We start from the raw sequence: 25,234 nt of genomic DNA, 5'->3' as shown, positions 1-25,234 counted from the left end.
GACTCCTGGGAGACCACACCCATGCCTGCCCCGTCGCCACGCAACAAGTGGTTGCCTCGCAAGCCGTCATCCTCCGCAGCTGGCCGGGTGTTTCTGATCCCGTACTCCGGTTGCGGCGCCAGCATGTACCGCCGATGGCCGCAGCGCCACCAGGACGTGGAGTTCCTGCCCGTCGAACTTCCCGGCCACGAGACCCGGTTCGCCGAGCCCAACTTCGAGTCGTACCAGGAGTTGGCGAAGGCGATGGCGGCCGGCCTCGAGGACCACCTCGACAAACCCTTCGGCTTCTTCGGGCACTGCGGCTCGGCCCTGGCTGCCTACGAAGTGTCCGCCGAACTGATCCGCGCCGGAATGCCCACGCCCGCCCGGCTCTTCGTTTCCTCGGAGGTCGCGCCGCAGGACGGGCCAGCGGGCCGTTTCCTGTCGATGGACGACACGGAGCTTGGCGCCGAGCTCGAGAAGCTCATGCGGGAACTCGGAGGTAAGCCGGACGCCGACTTGGTCGCGTTCTACCTCGAGGTCTTGCGCGCCGACGTCGAGACCAACAAGCGCTACGTCGTGCCGGAACCGTTCCGTCTGTCCTGCCCGATCACGGCCATCGGCTGGAGCGAGGATGACGAGATCCCCTACGCGACGATGGGCGGCTGGTCCCGGTGTGGCGAGACGACCGGGGTTCTCCTCGATGGCCGTCACCACCGGTTCATCGACGCGCCGACGGAGCTGCTGGACCTCATGAGCGCCGGGGTCGCCGCCCGGTAGCCCGCCGGCGTCACTCGCCGGTCTGCCCGTCCACCGCTTCGCGCAGGAGGTCGGCGTGGCCGTTGTGCCGCGCATACTCCTCGATCATGTGCACCAGGATCCACCGCAGGCTCGGCGCCTCACCGTTCGGCCACGGCCGCCTCGCCGCCTGGTCGAGGCCGCCCGCGCTGAGGGCCTCGGCGAGGAGCACGCGCGACCGGGCTACCGCCGCCTCCCACCGCGCGAGAAGGTCGTCGGGCGTGTCGTCCGCCGCTGATTCCCAGTCCCAGTCCGGGTCGTCCTCCCAGTTGACGCCGTCCCATGGTGGCTGCCGGGGGTGGGCGTGCAGGCGCACCGAGAACCAGTCGTCCTCCACGTAGGCGAGGTGCTTGAGCAACCCACCGAGGGTCATCGACGACACGCCGACGGTGACCCGCATGCCGGCGTTGTCTACCGCCGCGCACTTCCACGCCAACGTGGCCCGCTGGTAGTCCAAGAACCCGAGAAGCGTCTCCACCTCACCGGCCGACACCGGCGGCTCGGGTCTGCCGTACTCGTCCACGTCGGGCACACCGGGAGTCTAACCGCCGGCGTGAACTGCCCCGGCGCGACACGATCCCACGTTTGTGTGACATCCGGGCAGCGCCGGTCGCGACCTACTGTGCACCCATGGCGCCCCCTTTCCAGGCTCAGGCCATCGCCGGCAGCGACGTCACTGGTGACACCCCGGCCCGGAAGACGGGCCCGACGGTACCGCCGCGCAATCCCTACGAGGAAGCCGTCGTCGCGATCTGGAGTGATCTACTCGGCCGCTCGGACTTCGGCGTACACGACGACTTCTTCGGACTGGGCGGGCACTCCCTGCTGGCTCCAAAGGTCGTGGCACGGATCCGTAAAACGCTCGGTGTGGCGATCCCGGTGAAGGACTTCTTCGAGTCGCCCACCGCCGCCGGGCTGGCAGCAACCGTCGCGGCGCAGGCCGCCGCGGAACCTCGGGTCGTCACCCCTCGTCCACCGGACGCCGCGCCTGTGCTCTCCTTCGACCAGCAACGGCTGTGGTTGGAGAACCAACTGCTACCCGGTGCCGCGTACAACATCCACGGCCGCCGTCGCCTGACCGGGCCTGTCGACGTGCCCGCGCTCGAGGCGAGCATCCGGGCGATCCTGCTACGGCACGAGGCGCTGCGCACTCGTTTCCCGACGGTCGACGGCACCGCAGTCCAGGTTGTCGATGACCTCGAGGACACCTGGCGCCTTCGGGTCGAGGACGTCGTCGGCGAGACGGACCCGTCCGACGCGGCCCGACGGCTGGCCGACGAGCAGGCGTCCACGCCGTTCGACCTCGCGACCGGGCCGCTGTTCCGGTGCATGCTCATCCGGCTGGACGACACCACCCACATCCTCGCCGTCACGATGCACCACATCGTCTCCGACGCGTGGTCCATCGGCTTGTTCGTCCGTGAGCTCCTGGCACTGTATGAGGCCGGCGGCGACGTGGAACAGGCCGGGCTGCCGCCGCTGCCGGTGCAGTACCGCGACTACGCCGTCTGGCAGCGCGACTACCTCGCCGGTGAGACCATCGACCGCGAGGTGAACTACTGGCGGCGGCATCTTGACGGTGCTCCGACGGCGCTGAACCTGCCCGCCGCGCACCGTCAGGCGGTGGCCCGCCAGTCCGGTGGACGGGTGCACGCGGCCCTGTCGGCGTCGGAGACCGCTGCGCTGCACGTGTTGTGCCGCAAACACGGCGTCTCCCCCTTCATGGCGCTTCTGGCGGCCCTGTCCACCGTGCTGAGCCGCTGGTCCGGTCAACGCGACATCGTCGTCGGGGTGCCGATCGCGGGCCGCAGCGACGCCGGCACCGACCTGCTGGTCGGGTTCTTCGTCAACACGCTGCCGATCCGGGTCGACCTGACCGGCGATCTGACGTTCGCCGGTCTGCTGCAGCGGGTACGGCAGGTCTGCCTGGACGGCTACGCGCACGCCGAGGCACCGGTCGACGTGGTCGTCGAGCAGTTGCAGGTGGTTCGGGACCCCCGTCGCACCCCGCTGTTCGAGGTGATCCTCAACGTCATCGGAAGCCCGGAGGTGGAGCAGGTCAACGGCGTCTCCATCGAGCCCATGGAAGCGCCGACCCTGCCCAGCAAGTTCGATCTGGTGTGCAACGCGCAGGAGAACGACGGGATCCTCCGGCTGCATCTCGACTTCAACGCCGACCGGTTCGACGCGCCGATGATGCAGGTCCTGTTGTCCCACGTGCAGAGCCTGCTTCGCGCGACCGCCGCCGACCCAGCCAAGGCGCTGGTGGACTACCGGCTTGAGCCCTTCGCGGGCGAACCGGTTCCGGCGCCGGCCCCGCTTGCGGCGCACCGGCCCGCCCCGCCCGCCGGGCGGATCGCCGTGGTCGACGCCGCCGGCGAGTGGACGTACGAGTGGGTTGGCCGGGCCGCGGACCTGATCGCCGGCCGGCTACCCGAAGCAGCGACCGTCGGTGTCGTCCGGCGGCCTGTCGCCGGGTTCGTCGCTGCGGTCCTCGGCTGCGTCAGGGCTGGGCTGCCCTACTCGGTGATCGAGGCCGATTCCGAGGTCCCGCTGCACTATCTCGGCGTATCCGCCGTTCTCGACGTCGAGGACGGATCCATCGACCTGAGCGAGCTGCCATCGACCGGCTCGGGGGATGTTCCGGTCGTCGGCGACTGGGCACAGCACCGGTACGGCTTCGCCGCCGACGATCGGATCGCGCCGCTGTGTCCGCGTCCCGGTCTGCTGGTGTCGGCGATCACCAGCGCACTCGCCTCCGGCGCGACTCTGTACCTCCCGTCCGCCTCAGTGGGCGGGGACAGCGACGCCTGGCTCCACGCACACGGGATCACCGTCGCCTACCTGAGCCCTGCGCAGCTACGTGCGCTACGCGGACCTCTGCCGGCGTTGCGGCAGGTGATCGTCGACAACTCCGGCGACGTGATCTCCCACGACGTGGATCTGGTGCGTCGGGCCGCCCCTGGCTGCCGGTTCGTCGGCGTGTACCGGGTCGGCCGGGATGGCCGCCCGTTGGCCGTCCACGAGGTGCCGGAGGACTGGCAGCTGTCCACGGCACCGCTACGGGTGCCGTTGGGCGTCGAGCTATCCGAGGAGCCGGCCGAACTGCTGCACCCGATCGGTCAGGCGGCGGCCGTCGGCGAGGTCGCCGAACTGCGCTTCGGGGATTACCGGACCGGGGACCTGGCGCGACGCTGGCACGACGGCACCCTCGAGTTCGTCGGCCGACTCGGCGCGAACCTCTCCTTCGACCCGTTGGAAACACTGGCCGCGTTGCGGGACGTGCCGGACGTGGTGGACGCGGTCGTGACCGAACTCGTCGACGCGGAGGACAGGGTCGTTCTCGTCGGCTACGTCACCGGGGTCGCCCCTGAGCAGGCCGCCGGGATTCGCCGCGGGCTGGTGCTGCGGCTGCCCGAGCACCTGATCCCCCGGCACCTGTTCGTGGTCGACACGCTGGACCGTGCCCCCGACGGTGACTACGACCTGGCGACCCTGCCGGAGCCGGACGGTGACGAGACGGCGGACAGCTACGTCGCCCCGCGCACCCCGTTGGAACGACGGCTCGGTGAGATCTTCGAGGAGCTCCTCGAGGTGGAGCGGGTCGGCATCTACGACACGTTCTTCGAGCTGAACGGCTTCTCGCTGCTGGCCACCACCCTGACGGCCCGGATTCGGGACGAGTTCAACGTAGAGCTGTCCCTCCGGGAGATTTTCGGCGCGCCGACGGTGGAGAGCCTCGCGCTGCTGATTCTCAGCCGGCAAAGCGAGCTGTCCGACGACGAGGAGCTCGAGGCCATCCTGAACGAGATCGGTGGAGGGCACTGAGCATGGCTGCGGTGACGACGGCCGGTCCACTCGCTCCGCTCGGCCGGACCCGATGGTCGGTGTGGCGGGAGATCGCCCTGCGGGGTGCGGGTTTCCCCGCCGCACGGCTCGCTGAGATCTGCGACGACGAGCTCGCCGCCGCCGCGGACCAGGTCGACACGGCGACGCCGGCGACCGGCGAACGGTACGAGAGGGTTTTCGCCGCCGCGACCGCGCGGCTGTCGTCGACCGTCGCCGGCATCGCCACCGAGCCGACGTTCCGGGAGGCGGTCACCTCGCAGAATCCGGCGGTGGTGCGGACGTGCCTGGACAAGGCCGCCTCGGGGGAGCCCCGCACGTCGCGTGGCCGGCAGCACGAGCTGACCATCGCCACGTACCTGCAGCGGTACTGCCTGAAAAACGAGAGCATCAGCTTCTTCGGCCCGATCGGCTGGGCTCGACTCGTGCCCGAGGACTTCGGTGTGTCGATGGAGCCGGCACCACAGTTGTTGTCCCGCCGCACCACCTACTTCGAGTACTGGGCAATCGACGCGATAGCCGAGATGGTCGCGGCATGGCCCGAGGTGTGGCCGTGGCTGCGGCCGACGACGGTGTTGTCGACGAGACTGGCCGGCGGGGTTCTGCGGATGCCGTTCCGCAAGCCGGCGACGCTGTCGGCTGTGCAGCGGCGGGTGCTGCGCCAGTGCGACGGGCAGCGCACCGTCCGGGACATCACCGGTGACCCTCCGGACCCTGCGGTGGTCGCCGCCCTGCTGTGGTTGCGGGAGGTCGGCGCCGTCGAGATCAGCTTGAAGGGGCCGGTGGCGCTGTGGCCGGAGCGGTTCCTGGCCGAGCGGATTGCGGCCATCGGCGACGAGGCGGTGCGGAGTCGGGCGATGGCCCCGCTCGCTGAGCTGATGCGGGCCCGGGAGGTGGTTGGGGCGTCGGCCGGTGATGCCGATCGGCTCGCGGCGGCCAACCAGGCTCTCGGCGACACCTTCGAGCGTCTTACCGGCGCTGCCTCGCAGCGGCTCCCGGGCGAACCGTACGCCGGCCGTACGCTGGTGTACGAGGACGCGATCCGGGCCGGTGAGGTACGGATCGGGCAGCGGTTCATCGATCGTATCGCGGAGCCGCTGGGGTTGGTCCTGGACAGCGCCGCGTGGCTGGCCAACACGGTCGCCGATCGGTACGAGCAGCGGGCCCGGCAGGCGTTTGAGCGGGAACTCGGGCGTTTCGGCGGTACGACCGTGCCGCTGCTGCACCTGTTGTCGGTCGTGATGCCGGAGATGCTGGTTCCGGCGCGCGAGCCGGTGCAGGCAGCGGTTGTCGATGAGGTGGTGGCCGAGTTCCAGCGCCGCTGGCGGCGGATCGTCGGCCTACCGGATGCGGCGTCCGAGGGGCTGCGGCACCACCGGGTCGGTGCTGCCGACATAGCCGGGGCGGTGGCGCGCGAGTTTCCGGAGCAGTCGCCGCGGTGGAGTGGGGTGCGGTGGTGCTCCCCCGACGTCATGCTGGCGGTCACCGATCCGTCCGGTCTCGCCATCGGTGACGTCGACGTCGTTCTGGGTGAGCTGCACTGTGCCACCAACACCCTGGAGAGTCAGATCTTTCCGGCGCAGCATCCCTGTCCCGACCGGCTTCGGGAGGCGGCACTGGCCAGCGGCCTCGATGACCGGATCTTCACCATCCCGCCCCGGGACTCGCCGTTGGCGGTCACGTCGCGCTTCGCGCGTGCACCGGAGCTGATGTTGCCGACCTACACCTACCTGGCCGTCGGGGCGGAGTCCATGACGCCGCCGGCCGGTGCGAAGGTGCTCTACGGCAGCGAGCTGACGGCGTGCGTGCGCGACGGCGCGTTGATGGTGCACGACCGCGTCGAGGATCGGTACCACCGGTTTCTCGACGTCGTCGGGGAATTGTTGAACATCGTGGTGGTCAACGGATTCCGGCCGTTCGACGACGATCGTCACCTGCCGCGGGTGTCCATCGACCGGTTGGTGGTCAGCCGTGAGGCGTGGAAGTTCCCGGCATCGGCGCTGGGGTGGGCCGCTGTGATCGACGAGCGGCAGCGGTACGCGCGGGTGCGCCGGTGGCGCCGCGAGCAGGGGCTGCCGGAACGGTTCTTCTGCCGGGTGCCGGTGGAGCGCAAGCCGGTGGCGGTGGACCTGCGGAGCCTGCCGCTGGTCAACATGTTCGCCAAGCTGGTCCGCCGGACCGAGCGGTCTCGTGCGGACGCGACGATCACATTGACCGAGGTGCTGCCGGACGTGGAGCAGCTGTGGCTGCGCGACCGGGACGGCGAGCGGTACACGGCGGAGCTGCGGATGGTGACGGTCGCTCAACGGTGAGCGGTTAGCGCGCTCCGGTCGATCTTTCCTGACGGGGTCAGCGGTATGGCGGGGAGGACCTTGTACGTGGTTGGCACCATGTAGGGCGGCAGCGCCTCGGCGCACTCCTGTCGGATTCGGCGGGTGTCGAAGGTGTGGTCGACCACGAGGTAGGCGGCGAGGAAGTCACCGGATACGTGCCCGGTGACCAGTTCGACGACGGCGTCGCGTACTCCGGTGCAGCCGCGCAGGGTGGCCTCGATCTCGGGGAGTTCGATGCGAAATCCGCGTAGTTTCACTTGGCGGTCGGCGCGGCCGAGGTACTCGAGTTCGCCGTCGGGCAGCCGTCGGGCCAGGTCTCCGGACCGGTAGGACCGTACGCCGTCGACGGTGAGGAAGCGTTCGGCGGTGAGGTCGTCGCGGCCGTGGTAGCCGAGACCGACGCCGCTGCCGGAGACCCAGATCTCACCGGCCTGACCGTCGGGAACCGGTTCGCCGGTGGGGTCGCGGAGCATGATCTCCAGGTGCGGTAGCGGTCGCCCGATCGGCGATCGGTTGACGCCGTGGAGGGCCGTGTCGTCGAGTTCCTTGAAGGTGGCGTGGACGGTGGTCTCGGTGATGCCGTACATGTTGATCGGCCGGATGCGCTGCGGGAGCCCTTCGATGAAGGCGGCGGTGGTGTCGAGGTCCACCGCGTCGCCGGCGAAAATCACGTAACGCAGTGGCAGGGGCGGTCGGCCCGCGTCGGCGTGCGCCTCGGCGAGGAGGCGGAACACGGGGGGCACCGCGTTGAGGACGGTCACCCGCTGGTCGATGATCAGCCGTAGGAACACCTCGGGGTCGTACACCGCTTCGGCGTCTACGATCACCAGGGTGGCGCCGGTGCCCAGAGCGCTCCACAGCTCCCACACCGACACGTCGAAGTTGATCGAGCTGAAGAGGGTCCATCGGTCGTCCGGGCCGACATCGAGCAGCGGTAGGGCGGCATGGTGGAGGCTCAGGACGTTTCCGTGGCTGATAACGCAGCCCTTGGGCTGGCCGGTGGAGCCGGACGTGTAGATCACGTAGGCGCGGTCGCCGGCGGAGACCTCGGGCAAGTCGGTTCTGGGAGAGGCGGTGTGTCCACGGGCTGGCAGGGTTTCCCCGACCACACAACCGATGCTCGTCTCGGCAATGATCCGGCGCAGCCGCTGCGACGGGTACCCGGGGTCGAGTGGTACGTAGGCGCCGCCAGCGAGCAGGATGCCGATGACCGCGACCGGGATGTCCATTGACCTGGTGACGCGGAGTCCGACGAGGTCGCCGCGGGTGACGCCCCGGCGGATCAGTTCAGCGGCGAGGCCGCGCGCCTCGGCGGCCAGTTCCTGGTACGTCAGGTGCTCGGATCCGCACACCACCGCGGTCCGCTCGGGATGCCGTGCGCAGATCGCCAGGAACCATTCGGGAAGTGACCGGTACACGTCACCGATCGTCGTGGTCGGGCGGCCTCGGAGGGTGTCCCCACTTCTCGGGACGGCTGATCGGTGTTGGTGTGTCAACGCTGTCGGTGGTTGAAGTCGACGCGCATGACCACCCGCCGCAGTGTCGGCCGGTGCACCTCGGCGAATCCTGCGTCGGCGAAGATGCTCCGGCTACCGACGTGCAGCTCGCCCCAGATGACGTTCTGGTCCGGCCGGGTGATCATCGGGTAGCCCTCCAGCGCGTTGGCGCCGCGGGCGCGGGCAAAGCCGATCGACGCCCGGGCCAACGATCGGCTGATGCCGCGCCGCCGGTAGCCCGCACGGACGAAGAAGCAGGTGACGGCCCAGATGTCCGGGTCGTCTCGGTCCTCGTTGCGGCCCGCCCACGGCACCTGGGTGGTCCGTAGCCGGTCGTAGGCGCAGCGGGGCTCGACCGCGCACCAGCCGACGGGCTCGCCGTCGAGGTAGGCCACCAGGCCGCTGGTCGTGTCGGATGCGGGGTATCCGCAGTCGGTTTGCTCGCGCAGCCGGTGCCGGCGTTGTTCGAGAGGGACGGATCTCCACCGGGCGATGGGGATCTTGTAACGCTGGCACTGGCAGTGAGCTCCGTCCCCACGGGTGCCGAAGATCGCTTGAAGGTCCTCCCAGCTCGCCTGATTGGCGGGCACGATGTCGACCCCGGTCACGGCCGTCGGACGGGTGGTCTCGGCCATCAGCGCAGCACCATCCTCATTCGCGGTAGGCCGGTGGTCGTGGCCAGTTTGTCATGGTGGTCGGGCCACCGGGCCCGTACGGCGGGCGATGCGCCTGTCCTGGATTCCCGTGACAGTGCTGGCGAACCGGACGTCGGTAGCGTGGGCCGGGACACCGAGATCCGTCACCTCCGTCGATACGAATGAGCGGTACGTGATGCTGCAGGCCGTAGTGGGTGACCGCCGTTGGCTGAAACGGTTCTGCCGTCGCGACAGTCCGTGTGAGGTGCAGCTGGTGTGCCTGCACCACGCCGGAGGCAGCGCGGGCATGTACCGGCATTGGCCGCAGTTGCTGGCACCCTCCATCGAGACGATCGGTGTGCAGTTGCCGGGTCGGGCGGATCGTTTCCACGAGCCCCCGTACACCCGGATGATGCCGTTGGTCGACGACCTCGTGGAGGTGCTCCGCCCGTTACTCGACCGGCCCTACGCCATCTACGGCGTCAGCATGGGCTCACGGGTGATGTGGACCCTCACGCATGTCCTGCGTGACCGCAATCTGCCGATGCCGGTCCGGCTGTACACGGCGTGCGACCCGGCCCCGGTGCACGGCACCGGAAGCTGGCGGTGGGAGGGACGCAGCGACGGGCTCGAGGGATACGTGCGGGAGATGGGTGGCACCCCGCCGGCGGTTCTCGCCGACCAGAAGCTGCTGGCCGCGCTGCTGCCCACCCTGGACGCCGACCTCACCGTGCTCAGCACCAACGATTTCCGTCCGGCGGTGCCGTTGGACGTGCCCATCCGCGCTTTCGCCGGTACCGACGACCGTGAGGCCTCTCCGCAGCAGATGAACGACTGGCGCGGCGAGACGTCCGCGCGTTTCGACCTCGACGAGGTGCCAGGGGGGCACTTCTTTGACCCTGAGGGCGAGCGGCAGGTGACGGGGGCGATCAGCCGGGATCTGGCGTGAGCGGCCTGCCCGATCCGCGTCGGGGTCGATTCCGACGCGGCCTCCGGCCGGTGAGGGTGCCACAGGGCACGGAGGTCGCGTTTCACGGGCCGCTGGCCGGGGCGAGAGCAGGGAGCAACCAGTGAACACCAGCAACGTCGAGGACATCTACGAACTCACGCCGCTTCAGCAGGGCATGCTCCTGCACAGCCTGCACGACGGTGCGGCGGACATGTACCTCAGCCAGCAGACGTATCGGGCCGACGGGCCGCTGGACCCGGCTGCCCTGGTGTCGGCGTGGCAGACGGTGGTGAACGCGCATCCCGCGCTGCGGACCTCGTTCCACTGGGAGGGGCTGGACAAGCCGTTGCAGGTTGTCCACCGTGAGGTGTCACTGCCGGTGACGCGTCACGATTGGAGCGGTCTCGACGAACCGCAGCAACGCAGGCAGCTCGAACAGCTTCGCGCCGACGACAGCGGAAAGGGTTTCGACCTGGCCGTCGCGCCGCTGCAACGACTCCAGGTGATCCGCCTCGGCGCCGACCGGCACTACCTCATCTGGACCTACCACCATCTGTTGATGGACGGCTGGTCGGTGGCGATCTTCTTCAGCGACGTCCTGGCGCACTACCGGCATCTCACCGTCGGTGGACCCCCACCGCCGTCTCCCCCACCGTTCCGCACGTACATCGCGTGGCTGCAACGTCAGGATCCGGAGGCGACGCGGTCCTTCTGGGCGGATCTGCTGGGCGGGATCTCCTCGCGTCACCTGTCGACCTTGAAGCCGTGGAGCCCGTCAAGGAGCACCGGGGCGGTCGACCGGCGGAACACCGAGATGCCGGCGCGTGTCGTCGAGGGGTTGCGGGACGCTGCGGCCCGGCATCGGGTGACCCTCGGCACCATGATCCAGGCCGCGTGGGCCATCGTCCTGCGTCGCTTCACCGGTGGTGAGGAGATCACGTTCGGGTCGGCCAGTTCGGGTCGGCCACCGGAAATCGGGCAGGTCGACCGGATTGTGGGCGTGTTCGCCAACACGCTGCCCGTGCGCATCACGGTGCCCGCCGATGGTGACCTGGGGCCCTGGCTGCGCGACATTCAGCACACGTACGCGCAGATGCGCCGGTACGAGCACACCCCGCTGGCCGACATCAAGAGGTGGGCGGGAGTCACCGGGCAACAGCTGTTCGACAGCAGCGTCTCCCTGGAGACGTACCCCTCGGTCATCGAGTCCAGGGCAGGTGGGCAGTCCCTGACGTTTCACCAGGAGGCCCTGTACGACAAGATCAATTATCCGGTGGCGCTGACGATCGCCCCGGAGGCCCAGACCGTGCAGCTCCTCACCCACCGTGAACGGTTCGAGCCCGGGTTCATCGACGAGCTGGGAGCTAGCCTCCACGCGGCCTTCGAGGCGCTGATCACCGCCGACCGCATCGCCCCGGTCGCCGCCGCGGCAGGCCCCGTCGTGGCCACGTCGCCGATCGACGTACCCGGGGCCCCCGGTTCTGTCGGGGCGGTCCCGCCGGAACACGCACCGGCCACCGCGCTCGAGGAATCGATCGCTGCGGTCTACCGGGACGTGCTCGAACTGCCCACGATCGACGCGGACGTCAGCTTCTTCGAGCTGGGCGGCGACTCCTTCGACGCCGTTCGTGCCGTCGGCCGCATCGACGGGGCCAGCATCGGCACGCTCGCCGCCCATCCCAGCGTGCGCGAACTAGCCGCCGCGTTGACCTCCCAACAGCCGGACACCGGGTCGGAGCTGGACCGGGAGATCACCGACCTGGAAGGGCTGCTGGCCGCCAAACGCGCCGAACGGGACCGGCAGACCGACCCACGGCGGGTGGTCCCCGTGCCCCGCGACGCGGCGATGCCGTGCACCTACCAACAGGAGGCGGTCTGGTTCATCCACCAGGTCAATCCCACCTCGACCTCCTACCACGTGCCGTTCGCGCTTCGGCTGCGCGGTGACCTCGACGTGCCGGCGCTGGAGCGCGCTCTGCACGCGTTGGTGACCCGGCACGAGGCGCTGCGGACCCGGTTCGTCGACCAGGGCGGCCTGCCACGCCAGGTCGTCGACCCGACGCCGGCGGCGCTGCGGTTGCCGTTCGTCGAGCTGGACGACGACGAGGTCGACCGATGGGCGGAGGCGGAGTGTTCCCGCCCGTTCGACCTGGAGGCCGGGCCGGTGTTCCGGACCGCCATGGCCCGGGTGGCCCCGAAGGACCACGTGCTGCTGCTCGTGGCCCACCACATCGTCACCGACGGATGGTCGGCCGCCATCATCGGCCGTGAGCTGTCGGCCCTGTACACCGCCGCGGTCACCGGCCGCGACGCCGACCTGCCCGACCTGCCCGTCCAGCCGGCGGACTTCGCCGCCTGGCAGCGGCGGTGGCTGGCCGGGGCGGAGTTGGACCGCCAGCTCGGCTACTGGCGCGACAAGCTGGCCGGCCTCACCCCGATGCGTTTCCCCACCGACCGGCCCCGGCCGGTACAGCCCACCGGTGCCGGAACCGCGGTCACCCGGTGGCTGCCCCGGGATGTCGCCGACGCGGCGCGCGCCTACGCCCGTACCCACCGGGTGTCGTTCCTGGCGGTGCTCAAGGCCGCCCTGCTGACCGTGCTGCACCGCTACACCGGACAACGCGACCTGGCCGTCGGGTCCCTGTTCTCCGGACGCACGCACGTGGACATCGACGCGCTGGCGGGTTTCTTCGGTAACACCGTCGTGCTGCGGACCGACCTGGGCGGCGATCCCACGTTCGCCGAGCTGGTCCGCCGCTGCCACGACACAGTCATCGGCGCCACCGCCCACCAGGACGTCCCCTTCCACCTCGTCGTTGACGCGCTGCGTCCACCACGGGTGGCGGGCGGCAATCCGCTGTTCCAGATGACTCTGACGCTGCACCCGACGGGCATCACCGGCGCGGACCTCCGGCTCGGGGACGTCCGTGTGGAGACGGTGAGTGTCGAGGACCGGTACGCCATGTTCGACGTCGCCGTCGACGTCGCCGACGTTCCCGACGGCAACCTCGGCGTGTCGGTGGAGTACTCCACGGAGTTGTTCGACGACGACCGGATGATCCGCTTCCTCGACGACTACACCGCAGCCCTCACCCACGGTGTGTCGTCACCCGGGACGCCCGTCGACGCGTTGGCGTGCAGCGACAACGCCGACCGTCCGGCCCGTCCCACGCCCGCGCCGCCCGACCCGGTGTCGCCGCGCGCCGTCAACATGTCGCCCGCACGCACCGACACCGAACGGCAGCTCGCCGCGATCTGGCAGGAATTGCTCGGCGTCGACCGGGTCGGCGCGGGAGACCACTTTTTCGACCTCGGTGGCAATTCGCTGCACACCACCCAACTCGTCGCCCGCATCCGCGAGACCACGGGCCGGCACCTGAATCCCCACCAGGTGTTCGTCACGCCCGTGCTTGGTCAGCTCGCCGCGTGGCTCGACGGCCCCCCAGGCGTATCTGGGGCGCCGCGCCCGGCAGCTGACGACGGGCGGGCCACGTGGGTCGACGCGGACCACGCCGGGTCGGGAAGGCGGCCGTGACCGGCGGCTGGCCGGTCTCGTTGGCGACGGCAGGCACCGTCCCCGACGCCGGTGAGGACGGCCCCGGTTCGGCGCTGCCAGTGGGACCGGTTCCGATCACCGCTGCTCTGACGGATCGCCTGCGGGCAGTCGCCACGGCCACCGGGGCCGACGAACCGCTCGCCCTGCGGCTCTGCGTCACGGTGTTGGCGCGGCGGCTGTCCCGCCGAGACACCCCCGTCCGGGTCCGGCTGCGCTGGGGCGACCGGAAGGCGGTCATCGTGCGGGGATGCGACCCGCTCGACGAGACCGTCAGCTTCGACACCGCCCTGCGGCAGGCCGCCGAGCAGGGCGTTCCGGACAGCAGCGACGAGTCACGGGTCGACACGACGATCGCCGTGTCGGAGGCCGGTGACGCCCTCGTCGTGCAGGCGACGACGGACTCCGCGGACACCGCCGTCGCCCTGTGCTGGGCCCGGTCCCTGCTGCACCTGCTCCGGTGCGTGACCGACGATCCCGCCGCGCCGCTGGCCGCGCACGCGCTGGTCGATGCGGCCGAACGGGACCGGATCCTGTACCGCCTCAACCTGTACCGGCGGCCCCGGATCCTGCACCGCACCCTGGCCGGACCGTTCGAGGAACAGGTCCAGCGGACACCCGACGGCGATGCCCTGGTGGACGAGAACGGTCGGACGCTCAGCTACCGGCAGCTCAACGAGCGCGCCAATCGGCTGGCCCACTTCCTCCGGGCGGACGGTGCCGGTGCCGGTACCCGCGTCGGGATCTGCATGACGCGTGGCGTTGACCAGGTCGTGGCCATCTACGCCGCGGTGAAGACCGGTGCGGCCTACGTGCCGATCGATGCGGAACTGCCGGACGCCCGGTTGGCCTACATGCTGGACGACTCCGCGCCGCGACACGTACTGACCGACGCGGCGTGCCGCGAGCGCGTCCCCGCAGGCGCCTGGCGCGTTCTGGACCTCGACGCGGACCGGGCATCGTGGGGACGCTGTCCCGCGATGGACCTCCAGGTAGGTGGCAGCGCCGCGGACCTGGTGCACATCCTGTACACCTCGGGCACCACCGGGCTGCCGAAGGGTGTCGCCTACCCGAGTGACGCAGCCCTGGCCAACATCGAGTGGATGCAGCGCGAGTACCCGTTCCGGGCGGGTGACAGCGCGGTCTTCAAGACCTCCCCCGGCTTCGACGTCTCCATCTGGGAGCTTTTCTGGCCGCTGTACCACGGCGGACGGCTGGTGGTCTGCCGGCCCGGCGGGCACCGCGATCCCGCGCACCTCGCCCGGGTCGTCGAGCGGTACGCCGTGACGACAATCTTCTTCGTGCCGACCGTGGTGACACCGTTCCTGGAGGCGGTGTCCGCCGAGCGGGCCGGTGCGCTGCGGTGGGCGTTGTGCGGTGGCGAGTCGATGAGCCCTCGGCTCCGCGACAGGTTCCACGCCACCCTGCCGGCGACCACGCTCGTCAACGCCTTCGGGCCCACCGAGGCGGGTCCGGTCACCGACAACGTCATCCCGCACGGGATGGGTGGTTCGGTCGTGCCGGTCGGTCGGCCAGCCGCGAACTTCCGGATCCACGTGCTGGACGAGAACCTCGATCCGGTGCCGGTGGGTATGCCCGGGGAGGCGTACATCGGCGGTGAGATCGCGTTGGCGCATGGATACTGGCGCGCGGCGGCGCGTACCGCCGAGCGGTTCGTCGCGGACCCGTACGGCCCGCCGGGGGCGCGGATGTACCGCACGGGTGACCTGTGCCGATACCGCGACGACGGTCTGCTGGAGCACCTGGGTCGCATCGACCGCCAGATCAAGGTCCGCGGGTTGCGGGTCGAGCCGGGTGAGATCGAGGCGGTGCTGGCCGCGCACCCGGCGGTCGGTGACTGCGCCGTCGTCGGTCACGACGACCCTGTCCGCCTTCTCGCGTTCGTCGCGCCCGCCGGGGCGGCAGGCATCACCGAGGAGGATCTGCAGTCCCTCGCCGCGCGCGCCGCGGCGGTTCTGCCCGAGCACATGCGACCCGAGCAGATCGTGCCGGTGGACCGCATTCCGGCCACGATGAACGGGAAGGTCGATCGTGACGCTCTGCTCGGCGCGTGGCGCGAACAGGTCGACCGGGCCCGGGAGATCGTGGCGCCGGCCGACGGGGTCGAGGCGGCACTGGTCGACATCTACCGGATGGTCCTGCAGACGGAGTCTGTCAGCGTGCTGGACACCTTCGTGCAGCTCGGTGGGCACTCGTTGCTCGCGTTCCGGCTGCTCGACGAGTGTGGGCAGCGGCTGGGTCACGAGCCGGCGGTGACCGACTTGCTCTTCGGGACGCTGCGGCAGGTGGCGGCGTCGATCCGGGCAGCCGGGCAGGTGTCCGACGTGTACGGTCGTCAGGATCCCTGACGACGAGCACCGCGAGAAGTCAGGAGGACGGCCGTGGCAGGCCCTACCGATGACGGCGACAAGCTGGCCGCCGTCCTGCGGGGTGATCTCATCACGCCCGCGCATCCGCTGTACCAGGAGGCACGCACCATCTGGAACGGCGACATCGACCGGCGTCCCGCGTTGATCGCCCGGTGCGCCGATGCGGAGGACGTCGCGGAGACGGTGCGCTTCGCCGCGCAGCGGGGCCTGCCGATCGCCGTACGCGGGGGCGGGCACGGGGTCGCCGGGCATGCGCTCTGCGAGGACGGCGTTGTGGTCGACCTGTCGTCGATGCGGGCGGTGACGGTGGATCCTGGTCGGAGGGTGGCGCACGTGCAGGGCGGCGCGCTCTGGAGCGACGTCGACCGGGCGACCCAGGCGCATGGTTTGGCGGTCACCGGCGGCATCGTCAGCCACACGGGGGTGGGCGGGCTCACCCTGGGCGGTGGGATCGGACATCTGATGCGCCGGTGTGGCCTGGCCGCGGACAATCTCGTCGAGGCCGACGTGCTGACCGCGGACGGCCGGCTGGTCACGGTGGACGCGACTACGGATCCGGACTTCCTGCGCGGGCTACGCGGCGGCGGCGGGAACTTCGGCGTGGTCGTCCGCTTCGGGCTCCGGCTGCACGAGGTGGGTCCGACCGTGCTGGCCGGCATGGTCATCCGGCCGCTGGACGCCGCGCCGGCGCTGCTGGCGCGTTACCGCGACCTCATCATCGATGCGCCGGACGAGCTGGGGTCGATCGTGAACCTGCGGTTGTGTCCTCCCCTGCCCACCGTGCCCGCCGCGCTGCACGGCACGCCGGTCATGGCGATGGTGCTGTGCTGGTCCGGCGACATCGACGACGGGCTGGCCGCGCTGAGACCGTTCCGGGAGATGGGTCCCTCGATCATCGACACCGTCGCGCCGATGGCCTACGTCGACCTGCAGAGACTCGTGGACGCCTCCGTGCCGCACGGCAAGCACTACTACTGGCGGTCGGCGGATGTCGCGACACTCACCGACGACGTCATCGACACGGTCGTCACGCACGCCTCGCGGATCACGTCCGGGACCTCGGCGGTACCTATCTACCACCTGGGTGGGGCGGTGGGGCGCGTACCGTCGCACCAGAGTTCCTATGCCTCCCGGAACGCCGGTCACAACATCAACATCTTCGCGGGCTGGGAACCGGACGACGACCGTGATCGGCACGTGGCGTGGGTCCGGGACTTCAGCGACGCCCTGGCCGCCCACACCACCGGCAAGTACGTGAACTTCCTCAGCGACGAGGGTGCCGACGGTGTGCGGGAGGCGTACGGGGACCGGTGGCGGCATCTGCTGGCGCTCAAGCGGCGCGTCGACCCCGCCAACCTCTTCCGGTACAACTACAACATCGATCCGGGTCAGCGCGGCGAGAGGGCGACATGAGATTCGGGGTCATGATTGTGCCGGAGGACCGTTGGTCGGTGGCTCGCGGCAAGTGGCAGCAGGCCGAGCAGATGGGCTTCGATCACGCCTGGACCTATGACCACCTGAACTGGCGTATGTTCCGCGAGCGGGAGTGGTTCACGGCGGTGCCGACGATGACCGCGGCGGCGTTGGCGACGACCCGCATCCGGATCGGTGTCCTGGTCGCGTCGCCGAACCTTCGGGACCCGGTCTACCTCGCCAAGGACGTCACCGCCCTCGACGACATCTCCTCCGGCCGGCTCATTCTGGGCATCGGGTCGGGGGCACCCGGTTTCGACGCCACCATGACTCGCCGCACCGAGTGGAGCCGGCGGGAGCGCAGCGAGCGGTTCGCGGAGTACCTGCAGCTCACCGACATGCTTCTCACCCAACCGGTCACCGACTTCGACGGCCGGTACTACGTCGCCAAGCAGGTGCACTCGCACCCGCTGTGCCAGCAGACGCCCCGGGTCCCGCTCGCCGTGGCGGCCGCCGGCCCACGGGGCCTGCGCCTGGCCGCCCGCCACGGACAGTACTGGGTGACCACCGGTGACCCCAACCGGTTCGCCAGCGCCCCCTACGAGCAGGCTCTGCCGGTCCTGCGGCGTCAGGTGACCGCGTTGGAGGAGGCGTGCGCCGAGGTCGGCCGGGATCCGGCGACCATCCGCCGGTTGCTGGTCGCGGGCCCGACGGTGGGCGGCGTCCTTGACAGCAGGGATGCGTTCTTCGACGCTGCGGGCAGGTTCGCCGAGGTGGGCATCACCGACCTCGTCGTGCAGTGGCCGCGACCGGATGAGCCGTTTGAGGGCAAGGTCGCCGTGCTGGAGGACGTCGCCGGGGATCTGGGCCGCTGGCAGTCCTGACCAGCGTGGACGCCGGCGCAGCCGGCCCTGTCGCCTGTTCCGGTGACTGCGCGGAACCGGCAGGGCGTCGATAGCCTCGCCGCGGAGAGGACTGGGAGAGCTGATGAGAACCCATTACGTGGCGACCGTTCCCCTGGACGATGCCCGCCTCGGCGAGGACCTCGAACGGAGCCTGTCGTTGCGGTGGTCTGAGGCCTACAGCGACTACATCTTCGGCGGATCCTGGAATAGCTGCATGCTCTGGGCTCCGGGCGGTGACACCGGCGACGGTGTCGTGACCAACTACGCCTACGACCGGCCGCCTGCCTTCACGGCCTATGCCGACCAGTTGCCGTATCTGCGGAAGCTGATCACCGACACGGCCGACCTCGACCGGCTGAACTTCGCCCGGCTCGCCCTGGTGACCAACAGCGTCGGCATCCCTCACCGGGACCTCCTCGAACTCGACGACCTGCCGAACCAGTCGCGCAACGCGCACCGGATGCACATTCCCCTCGCCACCGACGACAACTGTCTGTTCACCGAGGGCAACACGGTGTACCGGATGCGGCAGGGGGAGATCTGGTTCCTCGACGCCTCGGTGATCCACGCGGTCGCGGTGCTGTCCGGCATCAAGCGGATCCACCTGATGCTCGATTTCGTCGACACGCCCGACCCGGGTTCGCTGCTTACCGTCGCCGGAGGGACCCCCGACACCGGCATTCCGGCTGACCGTATGGTGTCGCGGCCGGCGTTGACCGGCCCGGAGCGGGCGAGTCTGCTGGGGCTCGCCGACGTCCTGACCATGGACACCTTCAACGAGGTCTTCAGCATCGTCATCAAGAAGCACTACCGCAGCGACGGTGGCGACGACTTCGTATGGAGCACCCTCATCGACCTCGCCCGTGGCAGCGCCGATCCCGCCGTCCTGCCGCACGCGCTCAAGCTCCGCCGCTACTACACGTTGGAGCGGTCGGCGCAAGAGTTGGACCCGTTCAGCACCGTCGACCCAGCCGTCAAGGAGCACGTGTCGTGAACCCGTTCGAGGATCCCGATCGCGAGTTTCTCGTTCTTGTCAACGACGAGGAGCAGCACTCGATCTGGCCGTGCCACCTGGAGGTACCGGCGGGCTGGCGGGTCGTTCACGGTCCCGGCACCCGGCAGGCCTGCCTCGACTACGTCGAGGCGAACTGGACGGATCTCCGTCCGCTCAGCACGCGGTGATGCGCCCGGCTGCCAACCCGGTGTGGCTGCAGCGGTCCCCGTCACCGGCGGCGGCTGGGCGGGTCTTCTGTATTCCGCAGGCGGGCTGCGGCACGAACGTCTTCGAGAACTGGCCCCGGGAGCAGGACTCGATCGAGTTCCTTCCGGTGGAGCTGCCGGGCCGGCTGACCCGGTTCAAGGATCGGATGCCGGCGACATTCCAGGGCCTCGCGGCGGACATGGTCGCCGGGCTGGAACCGTACCTCGACGTGCCCGTCGCGTTCTTCGGGCACTGCTGGTCGGCTATCGCCGCGTTCGAGGTGGCTGTTCACCTCGAACGTCGGGGCCTGCCGCCGACACGGCTGTTTGTCTCCTCCGAGCTGCCACCGCAGCTCGGCCCGGCAGGGCGCATGCTCGACATGGACGAGCCCGAGCTGACGGTGGAGCTGGAGGCGACCATCCGAGATCTCGGCCGCGAGCCGCACCCGGAGCTGGTGGCGCTCTACGTCAGGGTGCTCCGCGACGACATCGGGTTGCGGCGGCGGTACGTGGCCTCGGCGCCGCTGCGGCACTGCCCGATCACCGCCATCGGCTGGACCGATGACACGGAGTACCGTCCGGAGCAGCTGGCGGGATGGGCCGACAGCGGCAAGACGACCTTCGTCGTGTTTCCCGGACGGCACAACCGTTTCGTCGACGCCCCCGCCGAGCTGCTCGACGCGATCTGCGCCGGCTTCCCGTCCCGCTGACCTAGTGTCCTGAGTTCGTAGTTCCCTGTTAGTTCGGTGTGGGTGCGTTACCTGGACCGAAGTTGCCGCCGGTCGTGTTGACCGTCGAGGAACGCCGAGCGTTGGAGTCGCTGACACGGCGGCGGACGACGGCGCAGGCGTTGGCGTTGCGGTCCCAGGTCCCGTCCCCCGCCCACCGGCGGTGGGGCGCCCACACCGTCTTCCAGGACCCGAACCTGCCGGGCAGGTCTCGCCGGGGATCCCGGTGCGGTACCGGTAGACGATCGCTTCCACGATCCGACGATGGTCGGCCCAGGGCCTGCCCCTACGCCCGATGTTGCTGGGCAGCAGAGCAAGGATGCGGTCCACTGCTCGTCGGTGACGCGGCCGTGACGAGACATCGGGAACAGGACGCCCATCCAGGCGAGCGCGCCGGCAGGAGTTGACTGCCGGTGCGCTCGCCCGGACGGGTCAGTCGATCGTCTTGACCACCCGCGCGGGCACTCCCGCGACCAGCGTGCGGGCAGGCACGTCACGGGTGACGACAGCGCCGGCAGCGACCACCGAGCCCGCACCGATGGTCACGCCCTGGGTGACCACGGCGGCCGCGCCGATCCAGACGTCGTCCTCGATCACGATCGGGGCGCTGGTGACGTACTCGCGCCGCTCGGCCAGGGGTAGCGGGTGCCCTCCGGTGATGAGACTGACCTTCGGGGCGATCATGACGTTGTCGCCGATGCGGATGCCGCCGTGGTCCATGAACGTGCAGCCCTGGTTGACGAAGACGTTCTTCCCGAACCGCGTGTTCAGGCCGTACTCGGTAAAGAAGGGCGGGTAGATCGTCACCGACTCCGGCAGCGGAGCGCCGAACACAACCGCCAGTAGTTCCACACGCGCCTCGGTATCGCTGAACGGCAGCACGTTCAACCGCGAGGTCACGTCGGTCACCTGTGCGATCCGCTCCGCATAGCGCGCGAACTCGGACGTCTGGACATACATGGCCTGGTCTGTGGTCGTGGGCATGGACGTATCCCAGCACTTCAGCGAAGGCCCGATCAAACAACCCCGAACGCGCCCAGACACAACCACCGGTTGTGGCCGTAGAGTGGGGTGTGGATGTCGAAGCGCTGCGCACGTTCGTGGCCGTGGCCGAGGCCGGCCAGTTCCAGGCCGCAGCCGACGAGCTCGGGATCAGCCAGCAGGCGGTCTCCAAGCGGGTCGCGGCCCTGGAGAAGTCCCTGGGGGTCGCGCTGCTGGTACGCACCTCCCGCGGCTCCCGACTGAGCCTGGACGGGCAGGTCTTCCTGCCGCACGCCAAGAAGGTCCTGACCGTCGTCGAGCAGGCCGAGCAGGCCGTGCGCCCCGGGGTACGCCCGCTGCGCGTGGACGTCCTCAACCGGCGCATCGCTCCGGCCCAGGCCGTCTACCGCTTCTACCGATCCCGTCCGCAGGCCAGCCTGGACGCAGTCACGCTGGCCGAGGAGAACGCCGTCCAGGCCGCCCGAGCCGTGCTCGAAGGAACCATCGACGCCTCGTTCCGCGCCCTGCCGACGGACCAGGTCCCGGCCGGGATCAACGCCGAACGACTCCTGGACTCGCCCCTGGAGCTCCTGGTCGGGCCCAGTCACCCGCTGGCCAGCGCGGCCTGGGCCAGGCCCACCGATCTGGCCGGACACCGCATCTGGATCCCCGGGATCAGGCCGGGCACCGAGTGGGCGCAGTTCTACCGGTCACTGTCGCAGGCCTTCGGCCTGAGCATCGACGCGCTCGGCCCCAACTTCGGCGACGAAGCCCTGATGGACGCCCTGGCGGACTCGGCCTCGCTGGCAACCCTGATCGGCGGCGAGGACCGCTACCTGTGGCCCCAGAGCTACAACCTGCGCCGCATCCCTCTACGCAAACCGACCCCGCTCTACCCGCACCTGCTGCTCACACGCACCGGGGACCAGCACCCCGTGCTGACCGCGTTGCGGGACCACCTGCGAGCCTCAAGACCGCAGACCACCGATGACGTGTGGGTCCCGGACTGGGTGGCCCACTGACCGGCCGCCCGATTCAGCAGGCACGTCCTAGACTGCCGGGAACGGGGTTTCACCGGTGACGCAGCGCGATGCGCACCGACCGGTAGCCACGGAAAAAGTTCGACTCCAGCCGTACCGGTGGTGCGACCAGTTCCGCGTGGCCGACGACCTCTGCCAGGGCACGCACGATCGCCCCGACCTCGATACGGGCGAGCATCGCCGCGATGCAGTAGTGGGCACCGAAACCAAACCCGAGGTGCGGGTTGGGTCGCCTGGTCGCCCGCATCTCGTCCGGGTCGTCGAAGACGTCCTCGTCGCGGTTGGCCGACCGTACCCAGAACGTGACGAACTCGCCGCGGCGCATCGTGACCCCCGCGATCTCTATATCACCGAGCAGGACCCGCATCATGTGGTTGACCGGTGTCTCGTGGCGCAGGAGCTCGTCGGTGGCGGTGGCCATGTCGGCCTGTCCGCCTCGCACGTCACGCCAGAACGCCGGCTCGGTGACCATGGTCACGGCGGCGGCACTGGAGGTGTGGCGGGCGGTCTCGTTGCCACCGGCGATCAGGTCGTGGCAATTCATCACGGCCATCTCCCGGCTCATCGGCCTGCCGTCGATCTCGGCGGTGGCCAGCACCGTCGCGACGTCCTCACCCGGGCGGCGCCGCTTGGCGGCGATCAGTTCGGCACAGTAGACGAAGAGCTCGGTGTGCGCGGCCATCTGGTTGCCGGAGGTGACGTGACCGGAACCGCCGAAGGCCGCCTGTGTCAGTCGGATGACATGGTCACGGTCGCTCGCCGGGACGCCGAGCATGTCGCAGATGACGGCGGCGGGCAGCGGCGCGGCGACCGACTGTACGAAGTCGACCGACGGTTCGGCGGCCGCCTGCGACACGAGCTGCCGGGCCAGCTCCTCGGTGCTGGCCGTCAGCCGGTGCATGAGTTTCGGGGTGAACGCCGCGCCGAGAACCCTCCGCATCGCGGCGTGGACCGGGCCGTCGCTGACCAGCAGGGACATCCCGCCGGCTGCCTCCCCCGCGGCCACGTCGGTCGCCTTCTCACCGAGATGGTTGCCCTTCGCCGACGACAACAGGTGGCTGTGCTTGAGGATTTCCCGGATCTGCGCGTGTCGGGTGATCGCCCAGTGGTCACGCAGGCCCGGTGACCGGACGGGCACGCCCGCGCGGCGGAAGGTACGCCAGATCCGCTCCGGTCGGTCGGTCGCGTAGAGCCGGGGGTCGGTGAGGTCCACGGTGCGGGCTTCGTCGAGGACATCGTCGTGGTGGGTCGTGTCGTCGGCGCGGGCGGCCGCGCCGGGTCCCCCCTGGTGCACCATGGCTCTGACGGTACGGGCGGGCCGGGCCCGGTGGGTTGTCACACAAAACCAGGACCGGTGCGCTGTCCCGGGCGGGCGGGCAGTCAGGCACGCGGGCCCTGATCGATGTCCCATAAAGCGGGGAAGTCTGCGGATCGGGTTGCCGGGCGACCATAGAGCGCAGGGAGGCGCCACGACCGATCGGTACGCCTGCATTGCCTGGGGTGATGGGACATGAGACAGACGCGACCGACTGCGGCCACCGAGGACTCCGGCGATCACTTGAGGCTGCGGTTCCATCACCTGGCCGTGCAGACGACCGACCTCAACAACTCCGTCTCCTGGTATCGGGACTACCTCGGCGCGGAACAGGTGTGGTCGTTGGACGACTTCTCCGAGCTGACCCGCAGTCGGTTGCCGGGGATCCGGGCGATGGCCGAGGTGGCCGTGGGCGATATCCGTATCCATCTGTTCGAACGGCCGGGCGGGGCAGCGGATCCGGCCACGAGCCGGTCACAGTTCCAGCACCTGTGCATCCGGGTCCGCTCGGTGGAGGAGTTGGCGGCGATGCGGCAGCGGTGGACCGATCTGCGCTCCACCGGCCGGTACTCGTTCGCGCTCGACGAGCAGCCCACCGACATCGTCACCGACAGCGACGGCGTGCAGAGCTTCTACACCTATGACGTCAACGGGCTCGAATTCGAGTTCACATACATGCCGAGTGGCATGTCGTGAGAGCCACGACGAACACGGCGCTGGGTGATCTGCCGGTTGGCGCGGGCTGGCAGTTCGGTGGGATCGCCTACGGTCTCGAACCCCTGGTCCTGCCGGTTGTCGGTGAGCTCGATGCTCCTGAGGGCCCGGCGGGCGGCCTGCCCGTCGAGGGGTACCTCGAGGTCTGCTGGCGGTTGCGCGCGCTCGCGGACGGTGGTGGGCCGGCCTCGGAGGTCCCACGGTGCGACGCGCCGGACGAGCTGTCTTGGTTCCGTTGGATCACCGGACACCAGGTGTGCTTCGTGCTCTGGCGACTGATGGCGACCCTGCTTGAGGACGTCCGCGAGGGCCGACGGTCGACCGATGAGATCCAGCAGTCGGTGAGTCGTTACGTGCACGGCTACTCGGCGATGCTGCTCTACACCGGCTCCTGCCCCATCGGCGTCTACAACACGGTGATCCGGCCGAGCATGCGGCTGCGGCACCGGGGGTTCAGCGGGAGCTGGGCCCCGGACTACTGGCCGGTGCGGGGCCTGTTCCGGGGTCGGCAGGCGAGGACGGCCTGGTACTCGGATCGCAGCGACCTCGCGGTGGCCCTGCGTCTGCACAAGGTGGTGCACGACGGGGTCGCCGCGAAACTCGTGTCGGACGGACCGTCACTGCTGCAGCAGGCCTCGGTCCGGGGAGTCGACATCCGGCTGGTCAGCATGCTCTACGACAGCTACTTCGCCACGGTGCGGGCACCGGCGACGCGACAGGAGACCGTGGCCCAGCTGCTCCGGCGGCTCACCGCCATCGCGCAGGATCTGGCCGTCAACGGACTACACGCCCACGACCAGCGGGACCACCGGCCGGCGGCGTTGTGCACTCCTGAGGTGACCGGTCACGAGGACCGCCTCGGTCACATTCTGGTCGACGTGGCGCGATGCGCGTGCGAGCACGCAGCCGATGTCACCGGACCGCGGCATCCGGCCCTGCAAGCACCACAAACGAGGTGA

Annotated in this window: 19 protein-coding genes and 1 pseudogene; 14 read left to right on the top strand and 6 right to left on the bottom strand. The window is 69.8% G+C overall.

Features of this window, described 5'->3' with window-relative positions; all coding sequences use genetic code 11:
* Positions 1 to 21: 21 nt before the first annotated feature.
* Positions 22 to 759: a thioesterase II family protein gene (locus GA0070618_RS21465; protein WP_088983243.1), complete on the top strand. Its 738-nt coding sequence runs from the start codon at positions 22 to 24 to the stop codon at positions 757 to 759.
* Positions 760 to 769: 10 nt separating this feature from the next.
* On the opposite strand, the gene GA0070618_RS21460 is transcribed toward GA0070618_RS21465, so the two are convergent.
* A complete protein-coding gene (locus GA0070618_RS21460) occupies positions 770 to 1,309 on the bottom strand; it encodes a DinB family protein (RefSeq protein ID WP_088983242.1) in 540 nt (179 codons plus the stop codon).
* Between the two features lie 98 nt (positions 1,310 to 1,407).
* Between GA0070618_RS21460 and GA0070618_RS21455 the strand changes: the two genes are divergently transcribed.
* Together GA0070618_RS21455 and GA0070618_RS21450 are read left to right on the top strand one after the other, a co-directional pair.
* The gene (locus GA0070618_RS21455; RefSeq protein ID WP_088983241.1) at positions 1,408 to 4,605 is read left to right on the top strand and encodes a condensation domain-containing protein; all 3,198 of its coding nucleotides are present in this window, start codon (positions 1,408 to 1,410) and stop codon (positions 4,603 to 4,605) included.
* A gap of 2 nt (positions 4,606 to 4,607) precedes the next feature.
* A complete protein-coding gene (locus GA0070618_RS21450; RefSeq protein ID WP_088983240.1) occupies positions 4,608 to 6,935 on the top strand; it encodes a lantibiotic dehydratase in 2,328 nt (775 codons plus the stop codon).
* Here the strand turns inward: GA0070618_RS21450 and GA0070618_RS21445 are convergent.
* Complete coding sequence (locus tag GA0070618_RS21445; RefSeq protein ID WP_157748971.1) at positions 6,926 to 8,374, bottom strand: amino acid adenylation domain-containing protein; 1,449 nt, start codon at positions 8,372 to 8,374, stop codon at positions 6,926 to 6,928. The genes GA0070618_RS21450 and GA0070618_RS21445 overlap by 10 nt on opposite strands.
* A gap of 74 nt (positions 8,375 to 8,448) precedes the next feature.
* Positions 8,449 to 9,087 (bottom strand): GNAT family N-acetyltransferase, encoded by a 639-nt coding sequence (locus tag GA0070618_RS21440; protein ID WP_088983238.1) that lies wholly within the window; start codon positions 9,085 to 9,087, stop codon positions 8,449 to 8,451.
* Positions 9,088 to 9,175: 88 nt separating this feature from the next.
* Between GA0070618_RS21440 and GA0070618_RS21435 the strand changes: the two genes are divergently transcribed.
* The 8 genes from GA0070618_RS21435 (at position 9,176) to GA0070618_RS21400 (ending at position 20,207) form a co-directional block, all read left to right on the top strand.
* Positions 9,176 to 10,036 carry a thioesterase II family protein gene (locus tag GA0070618_RS21435; RefSeq protein WP_197701568.1) on the top strand — a complete coding sequence of 287 codons (861 nt, stop codon included), beginning with the start codon at positions 9,176 to 9,178 and terminating at the stop codon, positions 10,034 to 10,036.
* Between the two features lie 121 nt (positions 10,037 to 10,157).
* The gene (locus GA0070618_RS21430; protein ID WP_088983236.1) at positions 10,158 to 13,571 is read left to right on the top strand and encodes a condensation domain-containing protein; all 3,414 of its coding nucleotides are present in this window, start codon (positions 10,158 to 10,160) and stop codon (positions 13,569 to 13,571) included.
* Positions 13,568 to 15,958: a non-ribosomal peptide synthetase gene (locus GA0070618_RS21425; RefSeq protein ID WP_197701567.1), complete on the top strand. Its 2,391-nt coding sequence runs from the start codon at positions 13,568 to 13,570 to the stop codon at positions 15,956 to 15,958. The genes GA0070618_RS21430 and GA0070618_RS21425 overlap by 4 nt, the downstream gene beginning before the upstream one ends.
* Positions 15,959 to 15,991: 33 nt before the next feature.
* A complete protein-coding gene (locus tag GA0070618_RS21420) occupies positions 15,992 to 17,392 on the top strand; it encodes an FAD-binding oxidoreductase (protein WP_088983235.1) in 1,401 nt (466 codons plus the stop codon).
* Positions 17,393 to 17,430: 38 nt separating this feature from the next.
* On the top strand, positions 17,431 to 18,276 hold the full coding sequence (locus GA0070618_RS21415) for an LLM class flavin-dependent oxidoreductase (protein WP_231931398.1): 846 nt from the start codon (positions 17,431 to 17,433) through the stop codon (positions 18,274 to 18,276).
* Positions 18,277 to 18,379: 103 nt separating this feature from the next.
* Positions 18,380 to 19,291 carry an aspartyl/asparaginyl beta-hydroxylase domain-containing protein gene (locus GA0070618_RS21410; RefSeq protein WP_088983233.1) on the top strand — a complete coding sequence of 304 codons (912 nt, stop codon included), beginning with the start codon at positions 18,380 to 18,382 and terminating at the stop codon, positions 19,289 to 19,291.
* A complete protein-coding gene (locus tag GA0070618_RS34080; RefSeq protein WP_170107891.1) occupies positions 19,288 to 19,479 on the top strand; it encodes an MbtH family protein in 192 nt (63 codons plus the stop codon). The genes GA0070618_RS21410 and GA0070618_RS34080 overlap by 4 nt, the downstream gene beginning before the upstream one ends.
* Positions 19,479 to 20,207: a thioesterase II family protein gene (locus GA0070618_RS21400; RefSeq protein ID WP_088983231.1), complete on the top strand. Its 729-nt coding sequence runs from the start codon at positions 19,479 to 19,481 to the stop codon at positions 20,205 to 20,207. The genes GA0070618_RS34080 and GA0070618_RS21400 overlap by 1 nt, the downstream gene beginning before the upstream one ends.
* A gap of 148 nt (positions 20,208 to 20,355) precedes the next feature.
* On the opposite strand, the pseudogene GA0070618_RS34805 reads toward GA0070618_RS21400, so the two are convergent.
* Both GA0070618_RS34805 and GA0070618_RS21390 read right to left on the bottom strand, forming a co-directional pair.
* A pseudogene (locus tag GA0070618_RS34805) lies at positions 20,356 to 20,555 on the bottom strand (transposase); the annotation flags it as partial.
* 102 nt (positions 20,556 to 20,657) lie between these two features.
* Entirely contained in the window at positions 20,658 to 21,245 is a 588-nt protein-coding gene (locus GA0070618_RS21390; protein ID WP_231931397.1) for a sugar O-acetyltransferase, read from the bottom strand.
* A 53-nt stretch (positions 21,246 to 21,298) separates the two neighbouring features.
* Between GA0070618_RS21390 and GA0070618_RS21385 the strand changes: the two genes are divergently transcribed.
* Positions 21,299 to 22,228 carry a LysR family transcriptional regulator gene (locus GA0070618_RS21385; protein WP_088983229.1) on the top strand — a complete coding sequence of 310 codons (930 nt, stop codon included), beginning with the start codon at positions 21,299 to 21,301 and terminating at the stop codon, positions 22,226 to 22,228.
* A 49-nt stretch (positions 22,229 to 22,277) separates the two neighbouring features.
* Here the strand turns inward: GA0070618_RS21385 and GA0070618_RS21380 are convergent, their stop codons facing one another.
* On the bottom strand, positions 22,278 to 23,543 hold the full coding sequence (locus tag GA0070618_RS21380; protein WP_157748970.1) for a cytochrome P450: 1,266 nt from the start codon (positions 23,541 to 23,543) through the stop codon (positions 22,278 to 22,280).
* Positions 23,544 to 23,756: 213 nt separating this feature from the next.
* On the opposite strand from GA0070618_RS21380, the gene GA0070618_RS21375 reads away from it, so the two are divergent.
* Entirely contained in the window at positions 23,757 to 24,257 is a 501-nt protein-coding gene (locus GA0070618_RS21375) for a VOC family protein (protein WP_088983227.1), read from the top strand.
* Complete coding sequence (locus GA0070618_RS21370; protein ID WP_088983226.1) at positions 24,254 to 25,234, top strand: hypothetical protein; 981 nt, start codon at positions 24,254 to 24,256, stop codon at positions 25,232 to 25,234. Before GA0070618_RS21375 ends, GA0070618_RS21370 begins: the two co-directional genes overlap by 4 nt.

The sequence above is a fragment of the Micromonospora echinospora genome (genome assembly GCF_900091495.1).
GTDB lineage: Bacteria > Actinomycetota > Actinomycetes > Mycobacteriales > Micromonosporaceae > Micromonospora > Micromonospora echinospora.
The sequence above is the reverse complement of the archived record's forward strand: the minus strand, read 5'-3'. Positions and strand labels throughout refer to the sequence as shown.